General features: G+C 60.6%; 9 protein-coding genes. 4 read left to right on the top strand and 5 right to left on the bottom strand.

From position 1 onward, the window contains the following. Nucleotides 1–2 precede the first annotated feature (2 nt). Both entE and entC read right to left on the bottom strand, forming a co-directional pair. Nucleotides 3–1613, bottom strand: a complete 1611-nt coding sequence (gene entE / locus ACIPDS_RS13090; protein WP_400736336.1) for a (2,3-dihydroxybenzoyl)adenylate synthase EntE — start codon at nt 1611–1613, stop codon at nt 3–5. Between the two features lie 9 nt (nt 1614–1622). Beyond that, the gene (gene entC / locus ACIPDS_RS13085; protein WP_400736333.1) at nt 1623–2804 is read right to left on the bottom strand and encodes an isochorismate synthase EntC; all 1182 of its coding nucleotides are present in this window, start codon (nt 2802–2804) and stop codon (nt 1623–1625) included. A gap of 232 nt (nt 2805–3036) precedes the next feature. On the opposite strand from entC, the gene fepB reads away from it, so the two are divergent. After that, nucleotides 3037–3996, top strand: a complete 960-nt coding sequence (fepB, locus tag ACIPDS_RS13080; protein WP_400736330.1) for a Fe2+-enterobactin ABC transporter substrate-binding protein — start codon at nt 3037–3039, stop codon at nt 3994–3996. A gap of 285 nt (nt 3997–4281) precedes the next feature. Here fepB and entS read toward each other — a convergent pair whose 3' ends face one another. Beyond that, the gene (gene entS, locus ACIPDS_RS13075) at nt 4282–5520 is read right to left on the bottom strand and encodes an enterobactin transporter EntS (RefSeq protein WP_400736327.1); all 1239 of its coding nucleotides are present in this window, start codon (nt 5518–5520) and stop codon (nt 4282–4284) included. A gap of 109 nt (nt 5521–5629) precedes the next feature. Here entS and fepD point away from each other — a divergent pair, with 109 nt between their 5' ends. Genes fepD through fepC form a run of 3 tightly spaced genes read left to right on the top strand, consistent with a single transcriptional unit; the run spans nt 5630 to nt 8417 of the window. Continuing rightward, the gene (gene fepD / locus ACIPDS_RS13070) at nt 5630–6637 is read left to right on the top strand and encodes a Fe(3+)-siderophore ABC transporter permease (RefSeq protein WP_400736324.1); all 1008 of its coding nucleotides are present in this window, start codon (nt 5630–5632) and stop codon (nt 6635–6637) included. Further along, nucleotides 6634–7626 carry an iron-enterobactin ABC transporter permease gene (gene fepG / locus ACIPDS_RS13065; protein WP_400736321.1) on the top strand — a complete coding sequence of 331 codons (993 nt, stop codon included), beginning with the start codon at nt 6634–6636 and terminating at the stop codon, nt 7624–7626. The genes fepD and fepG overlap by 4 nt, the downstream gene beginning before the upstream one ends. Beyond that, complete coding sequence (fepC, locus tag ACIPDS_RS13060; protein WP_400736318.1) at nt 7623–8417, top strand: iron-enterobactin ABC transporter ATP-binding protein; 795 nt, start codon at nt 7623–7625, stop codon at nt 8415–8417. The genes fepG and fepC overlap by 4 nt, the downstream gene beginning before the upstream one ends. Before the next feature lie 259 nt (nt 8418–8676). On the opposite strand, the gene entF is transcribed toward fepC, so the two are convergent. Together entF and ACIPDS_RS13050 are read right to left on the bottom strand one after the other, a co-directional pair. Beyond that, nucleotides 8677–12540 carry an enterobactin non-ribosomal peptide synthetase EntF gene (entF, locus tag ACIPDS_RS13055; protein WP_400736315.1) on the bottom strand — a complete coding sequence of 1288 codons (3864 nt, stop codon included), beginning with the start codon at nt 12538–12540 and terminating at the stop codon, nt 8677–8679. After that, on the bottom strand, nt 12537–12755 hold the full coding sequence (locus tag ACIPDS_RS13050; protein WP_400736312.1) for an MbtH family protein: 219 nt from the start codon (nt 12753–12755) through the stop codon (nt 12537–12539). The genes entF and ACIPDS_RS13050 overlap by 4 nt, the downstream gene beginning before the upstream one ends. Nucleotides 12756–12767 lie beyond the last annotated feature (12 nt).

Here is a 12767-nt window from a genome sequence, read left to right as displayed (position 1 = left end):
CTTTAGCCCTGCGAACGGCTCGCCAGCCAATGACGCAATTGTTTTTTATCGACTTTACCGACGTGGGTCAGCGGCAGTTCATCTACGCACTCGACGCGGTCAGGCAGTTTAAATTCAGCCACCCCTTGCTCACGCAGGAAGCGGCGCACTTCTACTGCGCGCAGCGGTTCTTTCACCACCAGATACGCGCAGCTTTTCTCGCCCAGCAGGCTATCTTCCATGCTCACTAACGCCGCATAGATAACCGATTCATGGCGCAGCAGCAGGTTTTCAATCTCTTCAGCGGCAATCTTCTCGCCGCCGCGGTTAATCTGATCTTTCTCGCGCCCCTCGACGGTGATGTAGCCGTCCTCATCGATGGCAATAAGATCGCCGGAGCAATAAAAACCCTCGGCATCAAAGGCGCTGGCATTGTGCTCAGGACTTTTGTAGTAGCCGCGGAAGGTATAGGGGCCTCGGGTCATCAGCCGTCCAACCTCACCGCGCGGCAGAGGATTGCCGTCAGCATCCGCCACCCACACTTCATCATCCGGACACATCGGATAGCCCTGGGTATTGAGGATTTTCTCCGGTGAATCATCCAGACGGGTGTAGTTAACAAGCCCTTCCGCCATACCGAACACCTGCTGTAGCTGGCAGCCAATCTCCGCAGGAATGCGCGCCGCCAGCGTCGCCGACAACCGTGCACCGCCAACCTGTAACAGCGTCAACGAGCGAAGCTGCGCGTTGCTGCCCCACTCTCCAATCGCCTGTAACCACAGACTGACGGCAGGCGGCACCAGCGCCGCGACGTTAACCTGATGTTTTTCAATCAGCGGGAAGCACAGCGTGGGGCTTGGATCCGCCGCCAGCACCACCGTGCCTTCAGCGAGGAAAACGCCGAGCGCGCCCGGCGAACTCATGGCGTAGTTGTGCGCCGACGGGATGGCACACAGATAGCGCGTCTTAGGATCGAAGCGGCAAATCTCATTACTGCGGCGAATGCTGTAGTAATAATCGTTGTGGGTACGGGGAATCAGCTTCGGCGTGCCGGTACTGCCGCCGGAAAGCTGGAAGAAAGCGACCTCATCGGCGGCGGTCGGCGTGGCGAAAAAGTTGACGGCCGGACGGTCAATCGCCGCCTCCAGCGCATGCTCGCCCTCGCCCTGGCGCAGCAGCACCACGCGCAGCGAACGGTGTCGCTCGCAGAAGGTATTGAGAAACGCATCATCGCCAAACAGCGCATGGGTACGGTCGGCAATCAGCGCCGCGGGCGCAATCTGTTCGGCGTAAGCATTAAGCTCACTGCGCTGATGGCTGAACAGCGCATTCACCGGCGCGACGCCGATTTTCAGCAGCGCAAACAGCGTGACATAAAATTCAGCAATATTGCCCAGCTGCACCAGCGCGGTTTCACCGCGTTTGAGTCCTTTGCTTTGCAACACGGCGGCAAGATTATCGACGGAGTGATTCAGCTGGCGGTAGCTTATCTGGCGTTCACCATCAATTACCGCTATCGCGTCACTGTCCGCATGGCGGGTCAGCATTTCAGTCAACGGCAAATCCTGCCAGTAGCCTTTTTCACGATAGCGCGCCGCAAGCGCCTCCGGCCAGCGGGTAAATTCCACGGTCATTGGGGTTCCTTAATGCAGGCCGAAAACATTCAGCATGGTAGAAAGTTTGACGCCGGTTTCGCGCCACTCAGACTCTGGCGATGAGGCGGGCACAATCCCTGCCCCGGCAAACAGGCGCACGCTATTGTCCTTCACCCGCGCACAGCGGATGGTCACCACCCACTCGCCGTTACCTTCGGCGTCACACCAGCCGACAATCCCGCCGAACAGGTCTCGCTCGAACGGTTCCAGCTCGGCAATCACCTGTTTTGCGACCTCATGCGGGAAGCCGCTCAGTGCTGGCGTTGGATGCAGCAGGCAAGCCAGCGTTAAGGCGTTTTCGCAAGGCCGGGCCTGACCTTCAATCGGCGTGGCGAGATGCCAGAGAGTTGGCGTGGTAATCAACTGTGGGGTCTGCGGCAGCGTCAGTTCGACGCTACGCGGAGCCAGCGTCTGTTTCATCGACTGGGTCACCAGCTCGTGCTCGTGACGGTCTTTTTCCGATGCCAGCAGACGGTTGCCCGCTTCCCTGTCGAGAACGTCATCCGGCTGACGGCGAGCGGAACCGGCCAGCGGCAGAGAGCTGTAATGGTCGCCGTCTTTGCGCAGCAGCAGCTCGGGACTCGCGCCCAGCAAAACGCCGCCGTCTGGTAGCGGAACGTGGAAGTTAAAACTGGCCGGGTTTTGCGCCACTAAGCGTTCCAGCAGCGCGCCGCTGTCGAGCTTTTGCGCGGCCTGGATATCAATCAAGCGCGAGAGCACCACTTTGTCGACCTGCGGCGTCGCCGTCAGCGCTGCGGCTTTAGCCACCATATCGAGGAAAACGGGATGTTCAGGAATTTCCTGGCGTGCGGTGACCGTCATCGGCTCGCGCGACGCCTGATAGCGCGACGACTTCTGTTTGGCGGGACGCGAGAACGCCTCGCAACGCTCAGGGATAAACAGCGCGGAAGGCTGACGGGTATCGAATGGGATGGCCCCAACCATCACCGGATTGGCAATTCCAGCCGCTTTTGCCGCCGCAAAGGCGGACGCAAGCTCTTGCTGGAAAGCGCTATCCGGCGCTTCGCCCCCTTGCGCCGGGCAGGTCAAGCGCGTGAAGCAGCCCGAGGTGGTAAAACTGCGAAACGGCGACATAAAGAAAAAGCTGTCCGCCGGGACGAGGGTCTGGTGCTGCTGTTTTTGCGTTTGGTCAGCCACTGACGTTTCCATATCATCCTCCAAAAACGATAAAGATATTACGAATAATTATCATTTATATTTTGGTTCGGTAACCTAAAAGTAAACGCCTCGTATGTCAACAGCTCTAAGCAGCATCTTGTGCTTAATAGTCGGGTGGTCTGCCCGATGTTGTTCTCCCTGCCTTCGGGCATAACGCTTGCATCCAGGCAGAACAATAGTTGAAAATGAGAAGCATTAACCAATCCAGACAGGAATCGTATTCGTGAATTTCACCGCACTTTGGCGTAGCGTCGCACTGCTCGCCGGTTTTAGCGTTTTGGGATTATCCTCAGCTCACGCCGCCGACTGGCCGCGCCAGATAACCGACAGCCGCGGCGTGCATACGCTGGAACATCAACCGACCCGCATCGTCTCCACCAGCGTGACCCTCACCGGCTCCCTGCTGGCAATTGACGCACCGGTGATCGCCAGCGGCGCGACCACGCCGAATAACCGCGTTGCAGATGACCAGGGTTTTTTACGTCAATGGGGTGAGGTGGCAAAGGCGCGTAAGCTGACCCGCCTGTACATCGGCGAGCCCAGTGCCGAAGCGGTTGCCGCGCAGATGCCGGATCTGATTTTAATCAGCGCCACCGGCGGCGATTCGGCGCTGGCGCTGTACGATCAGCTCTCGACCATCGCCCCGACGCTGATTGTTAATTACGACGACAAAAGCTGGCAGGCGCTGCTGACCGAGCTTGGCGCAATGACCGGGCACGAACAGCAGGCCGCTCGGCGCATCGCCGAATTCGCTAAAAAGCAGGCACGGGTGAAACAGCAGATTACGCTACCGCCGCAGCCGGTCAGCGCCGTGGTGTACACCGCCGCCGCGCACAGCGCTAACCTGTGGACCAGTGAGTCCGCCCAGGGGCAGTTCCTGCAACAGCTTGGATTTACGCAAGCCGCGCTGCCCGCCGGGCTTCACGCCAGCCAAAGCCAGGGCAAGCGCCACGACATCATCCAGCTTGGCGGTGAAAATCTGGCAACTGGTCTGAACGGTGAGAGCCTGTTCTTGTTCGCCGGTGACCAGAAAGACGTTGATGCGATTTACGCGAATCCTCTGCTGGCCCATCTGCCGGCGGTGAAAAATAAGCATGTTTATGCGCTGGGCACCGAGACGTTCCGCCTGGATTACTACAGCGCAATGCGGGTGTTAGAGCGTTTAACGGCGCTGTTTGGATAAACATCTGCGCACTCCCGGGGTCGCATTCTGCTCGCCCGGGCTACCGACTGGTGTAGGCCGGATAAGGCGAAGCCGCCATCCGGCAATGTGCGCGGTTATGCCTGACGGCGCTGTGTGGCTAAACATCTGTGCACTCCCGGGGTCACCTTCTGCTCGCCCGGGCTACCGACTGGTGTAGGCCGGATAAGGCGAAGCCGCCATCCGGCAATATGCGCGGTTATACCTGATGGCGCGTAGCTTATCAGGCCTACCGATTGGTTTCAGGTTGTAGCCCGGACGAGGCGTTTACGCCGACTCCGGGGCTTCGCGCCTGAATCGCCGCAGCTCACCCAGCAACAGCAGCAAAATCCCGCCAATAATCGCCAGCCCCCAGCCGCTCACGCTTGCCGAAGCCACCGGGGTGAGCATCGCGCCCAAGCCGCCTAACAGCGCGGCACCAATGGCATCTCCGGTCACGTTCTGCGCCGTCCACAGACCGTTAATCCGCCCCAACATCGCCTCCGGCGTCTGGGTTTGAATCAGGGTGTATTGCAGCAGCGAGCTAATCGCGCTAAGCCAACCGAACAGCGCCAGACACACCATCCCCAGCGCCCAATGCGGCATCATGGCAAACAGGCCAATCGCCACAAACGCACCGACGGTCGCCAGCAACATCACCCAACCCGGACGCTCATTGTGCGCCAGCCTGCCGCTGGTCAACGCGCCAAAGGCCGCGCCCAGAGGGATTGCCGCGTACAGCAGACCAATCTGCGCGGCTGACATCTGCCAGCCCATTGCCAGCGCCGGATACAGCACGCGCACCGCGCTCGCCATCGTCACCAGCGCGCCCAAGAGCGCAATGCCGCCAATCAGCGGGCTACTGAGCAGAAAGCGAAAACCCGCCACCAGTGATGAGAGCGGATGCTCACGCGGCTGCGGCGGTGGCGGCAACTGCGGCAAACGCAGCAGCGTTAGCGTGGTGATAAAGGTACCGAGCGCCGCCAGCAGGTAGTTCCACGACACCCCGCCGGAGGCCAGCAGGAGTCCGCCGACCATCGGTGAAATAACCGACCCCAGACGCACCGTCAGCATGGTAATCGCCCCGGCCTGCATCAGGTTTTCACGCCCGACCAGCGCAGGCGTCGCCGCCAGCAGCGCCGTCACACCAAGCGAAGCAAAGAAGCCGTCCCATAAACCCAGCACATAGATCGCCATCAGCGACGGTTCCGGCAGCAGCGCATTTAACCACAGGCCGATAAATCCAATGCCGCAGGTGCCGCGCGCCAGCAGGATCAGTTTGCGGCGTTCATAGCGGTCAGCCAGCACGCCGCCGACCATCAGCCCGATAAACATCGCGCTACCGGTTAACGTCACCGACAACCCTACCTGCCAGGTGGAATGGGTCATCATCTGGATCTGTACCGGCACGGCAACGCCCAGAAGGCCGAGTGAAAGAATGGAGATAAAGCGGGCGATAAAGACGGCGCGGAAGGCCGGGTGGCTTTTTAACAGGCTGAGATTGAGCAGCCAGGATTGTCGCTTCATTACAGTACCTTGTGACTTTTTCATACCCTTTTTAAGGGCGCTCATGCTACCATAAACGAATAAGATAGATAACGATAATCACTATCATTATCACATCAGGGATGTCACCATGTCGTTTTCCACACCCGCGCTGCGTGCCGTTACGCTGCCCGGTTTATTCATACTGCTGTTTCTTGCCGTCACGCTCAGTTTATTAATCGGTGCCCGACCGCTACCGCTCTCCGTTGTCGTTGACGCCCTTGCCGGAAGCTGCCAGAGCGCCGACTGCATTATCGTGCTCGACGCCCGCTTGCCGCGCACGCTGGCGGGGTTACTCGCCGGGGGCGCGCTGGGCCTTGCGGGCGCGTTGATGCAAACCCTCACCCGCAATCCGCTGGCCGATCCCGGTATTCTTGGGGTGAATGCGGGAGCCAGTTTCGCTATCGTGCTCGGCGCCGCATTGCTGGGGATCTCCTCACCGCAAGAACAGCTGGTTATGGCCTTTTGCGGCGCACTGGTCGCATCACTTATCGTGGCGTTTACCGGCAGTCAGGGCGGCGGGCAGCTCAGCCCGGTACGTTTAACGCTGGCGGGCGTGGCGCTTGCCGCCGTGCTGGAAGGTTTTTCCAACGGGATCGCCCTGCTAAACCCGGACGTCTACGATCAGCTGCGTTTCTGGCAGGCCGGTTCCCTGGATATTCGCACCCTGCAAACGCTTAAAACGGTGCTCATCCCGGTGCTGATTGCCGGAACCGTGGCGCTGATGATGAGCCGCTCGCTCAACAGTCTGAGCCTCGGCACTGATACCGCCACCGCGCTGGGCAGCAAGGTGGCGCGCACGCAAATCATCGGGCTTCTGGTGATTACCATTCTGTGCGCCAGCGCGACGTCGGTCGTCGGGCCTATCGCCTTTATCGGCCTGATGATGCCGCATATCGCCCGCTGGCTGGTGGGCGCGGATCATCGTTGGTCGCTGCCCGTCACCCTGCTGGCAACGCCGTCTCTGCTCTTATTTGCCGATATTATCGGTCGACTGCTGGTGCCGGGCGAGCTGCGCGTGTCGGTGGTTAGCGCCTTTATCGGCGCGCCGGTGCTGATTTATCTTGTCCGTCGTCAACGCAGCGGAGGTGGCCGATGATAGCGCCTTCACGCCGATTACTCGCCAGCTGCCTGCTGCTGGTCGCCGTGTGTCTGCTGTTAACGCTGCTCAGTCTGCGTAGCGGCGCGGTCACCCTGGAATTGTCACAAATTTTCAACGCCCTGTTCGGCGATGCCCCGCGCGCTATCACTATGGTGGTGATCGAGTGGCGTCTGCCGCGCGTGCTGATGGCGCTGCTGATTGGCGCAGCGCTTGGCGTCAGCGGCGCGATTTTTCAGTCGCTGATGCGAAACCCGCTGGGTAGCCCGGACGTGATGGGCTTTAACACCGGGGCGTGGAGCGGCGTGCTGGTGGCGATGGTTTTCTTCGGTCAGAACCTGACCACCATTACACTTGCCGCCATGACCGGGGGGATTGTCACCTCGCTGCTGGTGTGGGCGCTGGCGTGGCGCGATGGCATTGATACCTTCCGGCTGATCATTATCGGTATCGGCATCCGCGCAATGCTGATGGCCTTTAACACCTGGCTGCTGCTGCGCGCCTCGCTTGAAACCGCCGTCTCTGCCGGACTGTGGTTTTCCGGTTCGCTTAACGGCCTGACCTGGGCAAAAATCTGGCCTGCCGCGCCGCTTATGGGGCTGGCATTGATCGCCTCCGCCCTGTTAGTGCGTCGTCTGCGTCTTTTAGAGATGGGTGATGACAGCGCCTGCGCGCTGGGCGTGCGTGTCGAATCCTCCCGCCTGTTGCTGATGCTGGTTGCCGTGGTGCTCACCGCTGCCGCCACTGCGCTGGCCGGGCCGATTTCGTTTATCGCGCTGGTGGCCCCACATATTGCCCGCCGCCTGAGCGGCACCGCCCGCTGGGGATTGACCCAGGCCGCGCTATGCGGTGCGGCACTGCTGTCCGCCGCGGATTTCTGCGCCCAGCAACTGTTCCAGCCCTATCAACTTCCGGTGGGCGTGGTCACCGTCAGCCTTGGCGGTATCTACCTCATCGTGTTGCTTATTCAGGAGTCTCGCAAAAAATGACCGACACCGTAGCCCGTTTGCACGGCGAGCAGTTAACCCTCGCCTACGGTAAAAAAATCATTGCCGAGTCGCTGAGCGTTGCCATCCCGGATGGACATTTTACGGCGATTATTGGCCCCAACGGCTGCGGTAAATCGACGCTGCTGCGCACCCTGAGCCGCCTGATGACGCCAACCCACGGTCACGTGTATCTCGACGGCGAAGAGATCCAACGTTACGCCAGCAAGGAAGTCGCGCGGCGTATCGGTCTGCTGGCGCAAAACGCCACCACGCCGGGTGATATTTCCGTGCAGGAACTGGTGGCACGCGGTCGCTACCCACATCAGCCGCTGTTTAGCCGCTGGCGTCAGGAAGATGAAGAGGCGGTGCAAAATGCCATGCGGGCGACCGGCGTCGTCAATCTGGCGAACCAGAGCGTTGATACACTTTCCGGCGGGCAACGTCAGCGGGTGTGGATCGCAATGGTGCTGGCGCAGGACACGTCGATCATGCTGCTTGATGAGCCCACAACCTGGCTTGATATCAGCCATCAGATTGACCTGCTGGAGCTGTTGAGCGAACTGAACCGCGAGCGCGGTTTTACGCTGGCGGCGGTGTTGCATGATTTGAACCAGGCCTGCCGATATGCCACGCACCTGATTGCGATGCGGGATGGGAAAATTGTCGCCGAAGGCGCGCCGAAAGAGATTGTGACGCCGGAGTTTATTGAGGCGGTGTACGGTCTGCGCTGCATGATTATTGACGATCCGGTGGCGCACACGCCGCTGGTGGTACCGCTTGGGCGACGCTGAGGATTTCCCGGGGTCACTGCGTTCGCCCGGGCTACGCATCCAGTGTAGGCATGATAAGCGTAGCGCCATCAGGCAGAACGGTGCAGGTTGCCGGATGGCGGCTTCGCCTTATCCTGCCTACATCTGCCCCCTCTCCCTTCCAGGGAGAGGGCCGGGGTGAGGGTACAGCGCGCACATTGCCCCTCACCCTAACCCTCTCCCCAAAGGGGCGAGGGAACCGAACCGTACGCGGCTTTACGGGCTGAACAAAATCACAAACTTACCCCAAAATCTCCCGAATCACCGGCCCAATCGCTTCGAACGCTGCCGGGGTGATGATGTCGACGTGTGCACAATCCTGGCGGTAAACCTCCAGCTCTCCCACCCATGGCCCCCACGCGGCGTGCGGATCCGCTGAGCGCGTTTTCTCGGCGACAAACAGCGTCGCTTTGCCATCAAACGTTGCGCTGTGTGCGGTCGACAGCAGACGCACCGCATCCGCATAGTTGCCCTCAATGGCGCTAAACAGTTCGCCGGAGCCCTGCCCCTGCTGCGCGGCAAGAAACGCCTCGCGTTCGCGCTCAATCTCTGCAAGAACCGCCGGATCCAGACCGTTAGCCTCTTTTTCCGCCCAGTTTTGCGTTTCTGGCGGCCAGGTATCGAGCAGGCCCAGGAATGCCACGGTTTCGCCACGCTGACGTAAACGGGCCGCAATGCCCTGCGCCAGCGTGCCGCCCAGCGAATAGCCCAGCAGATAATACGGCCCATGCGGCTGCTGTTCGAGAAGCGTTGCCAGATGATTTTCGCACACCGCATCCAGCGTCGCGGCGGTTTGCATCGGCCCGTGCGGGCGCGGCGACTGAATGCCGATAATCGACCAGCGCGGCGACAAATAGCGCGACAGAACGCTAAACTGCCAGGCAAAACCGGAAGCCGGATGGAAGCAGAATAACGTCGGCCCCGAGCCGGTGCGCAGCGGTAACACTGTTTCATAGCCCAGACGCTGCGCCTGTTCATCGTCGCCCGCGTCGAGCAAGGCGCTCAGTTTGCCGACGGTCGATGACACCATCACCTGCCCCGGCGTCACCGCGCGTCCGCTGCGCTGACCGAGCATCGCCGCCAGACGCATCGCCAGGAGCGAGTGTCCGCCCAGGGCGAAGAAGTCGGCGTCGATGTCCTGGATATCGCATCCCAGCAGTTGGCTGAAAGCATCGGCCACTAACGTTTCAGTCGCCGTTTGCGGCGCACGTCCGGCCGTCTTTTGCGTAAGCGACGGCAGCGGTAGCGCTTTGCGATCCAGCTTGCCGTTGGCACTGAGCGGTAATGCGCTAAGCTGCAACAGCACCACCGGCACCATATGCGGCGGCAGCTGTTCGCGTAAACGCGCCAATAGCGCCTCGGTGTCCAGCGGCAGGCCAGACGCCGATACCACGTAGCCCACCAGTTGCCGTGCATCGCCGCCGGTTGCCGCCGCTTGGTTAATCACGCAGGCGTGCGTCACCGCCTGCTCAACGTCCGGCAGGGTTTGCATCACGCGGTCGATTTCACCCAGTTCAATTCGCTGACCGCGTATTTTCAGCTGATCGTCGCTGCGGCCTAAATATTCCACCGCGCCGTTATCCAGCCAGCGCGCCACGTCGCCGGTGCGGTACATCCGTTGGCCGGGAGCAAACGGGTCGGCAATAAAGCGGCTGGCGGTGAGATCCGGGCGGCCCAGATAGCCTTGCGCTAGCTGAATACCGGTGAGATACAGGTCGCCCGCCACGCCAAACGGCAGCGGGCGCATCATGGCATCAAGAATGCGTAGCCCGGTATTCCATACCGGGAAACCAATCGGCACGCTGTTGCCGGTGACTTGCGCCAGCGCTTCGCCGTAAGCCGGATACCAGCTCACATCCACCGCCGCTTCCGTTGGCCCGTACAGGTTATGCAGCGGCACGTGGGTCAACAGCTCCCAGTCGCGACAAAGCCCGGTCGGCAGCGCTTCGCCGCTACAGAACACCTGTTTCAGCGAACAGCAGCAGTCGGCGGTTTCTGGCGTGAGCGAGGCGACAAACGCTGCCAGCATGGACGGAACAAAGTGGGTTGTGGTCACACCGTATTCGGCAAAGAAACGCTGCATCGCCAGCGGGTCGCGGTGCGCGTCGGGGGCCGCCATGACCAGACTTGCGCCGGTGATGAAGGGCCACCAGAACTCCCACACCGACACGTCGAAGCTGCACGGGGTCTTTTGCGCCACCACGTCATCGGCGGTCAGCGGATAATGATCCTGCATCCACAGCAGACGGTTAACGATAGCCTCGTGGCCGACCATCACCCCTTTCGGACGTCCGGTTGAACCGGAAGTAAAGATGATATAGGCCGTCTGTTCCGGCTGCGCTAACCCTAACGGCAACGTGTCACCTACCGCCAGCGGAGCGTTCAGGCACAAACTTTCGATGTTCGGGAAACGTGGGAGCTGGTCATCTGAGGTAATGAGCAGCGAGGGACGCGCATCTTCAAGCATCATCTGCAAACGATCATCCGGGTAACCGGTATCCAGCGGCAGCCAGGCGGCACCCGCTTCAACGATGGCGTGCAGCGCCAGGGTCAGAAATACCGAACGCGGCAGCGCCACGGCGACGCTGTCACCCGGCTTCACACCACGCTTACGCAGCACGTTTGCCAGTGCCACCACCTGCTGGCGCATTTCACGATAGGTAAAGCGATAATGGGCATCCACCAGCGCCACGGCATCCGGCGTTTTCGCCGCCTGCTCTGCGACCAGCGAGCTTAGCGTCGCGCGCGGCAACGCTTTTTCGGTCGCGTTGATCTGCGCCAGACGCTGGTATTCGTCGTCAGACAGCAACTCGGCATCAGCGCAGTGCAGCGCCGGATTGTCGGCGAACTGCTGCAAAAGCGACGATAAACGGGCGATATATTGCTGTAACGTCGATTTGTCATAACGCTGCTGATTGGCCAGGATCTCCAGCGACAGCCCACCCGTTTCATCCGGGAACAGCGCCAGCTCAAGATCGTTGACCGGGCCGGTCGCCAGCGTATGCGTGACGAAATCAACGTCGTCGAAAGCGAGGCGATAATCAAACATTTTGACGTTAAATACCGGGCCAAACAGCGCTTCATCGCCCGCGGCCTTTCCGGCATCACGGACAATTTGCTCGGCATCGTAACGTTGATGGCGGCGCATCTTTTTAAGCTGCCCGGAGAGCCGGGTTGCCAGTTCGCCCAGCGTTTCCTGACCTTCCAGCGTCACCGCCAGCGGCAGCACGTTGAGCACCGGGCCGGTGGCCGTCAGCGCGGCAGACCCCATGCGGCGCATAAAGATAAACCCGGCGGCATAATCGCTGCGTCCGCACAGGCGACCCAGCCACAGCGCGGCTAAGGCCAGCGCAAGATCGGCGGGTTGGCAGTGAGGATGCGAGGCCGTCAGGCGGGAAAACGCGCGGCGATCGGCGGTAAGTTTTAAGCGCCAGATGGCGGTGCTTTCCGCGCGTCCCGGTAGCGGTGCAGGCGAAAGAGAGGCCGGAGACGGCAGCGCTTTTCGCAGCTCGGCCCAGAAAGTTTTATCGCGCTGGCAGGCATCGCTGTCGCGATAGCGCTGATATTCCTCCACCACCTCGGCGAACGGCGTGAACGCTGATTGTGGCGTCGCTTCACCGCGCTGCCAGGCTTGATAAATCAGGCTTATCTGGCGGGTAATCGCCGGGAAGCTAAAGCCGTCCACCAGCAGATGATGATAGCGCTGATACCAGAACCAGTGGTTATCGCCAATCTGGAAAAGTTGATGATTAAACAATGGGTTGCCGCTGTCGACGCGGCTGTTTTGCGCAAGATCGGCCTGCATCATCGCCAGCGCGTCCTGCTGCGGGTTTTCTCTTCCGCGCAGGTCGTGGCGCAGCGGTTCGGCAATCACCGCGCTTTCGTCTACCCACTGCCACACCTCGCCGTTATCCTCGGCAAAACGCATGCGCAGCGTGTCGGCCTGCATCATGCCGGTGGCAATCGCGCGCGCCAGCAGGTTACCGTCAATATTGCCTTTAAGTTCAACGTAGTGCGCCACGCTCCAGGCATTGGGCAACTCAGAGAGCGCTTCTGCCATCCAGATCCCCGGCTGGGCGGCTATTAGCGGTAAACGTGCGCTCATGCCTGGCCTCCGAGGGTCGAAAAGTGATTCGGCAGCAGTGAATCCCAGTGCGCCGCCAGCCAGTCGTTACACGCCTCAAGCGGTTGCGGCGGGCAAACTACCGTCCAGCCCGCAGGCAACGTGCACTGCTGAGGCCATAGACTGAACTGCTGCTCGTGGTTTTGCAGAAGATAAAACTGCCCTTGCGTGTCGTCGAAGGGGTTACTGACTTGCATACCAAACTCCTG

This window comes from Kluyvera sp. NPDC087067, assembly GCF_044745165.1.
GTDB lineage: Bacteria > Pseudomonadota > Gammaproteobacteria > Enterobacterales > Enterobacteriaceae > Kluyvera.
This window is presented reverse-complemented; position numbering and strand designations above follow the sequence as displayed.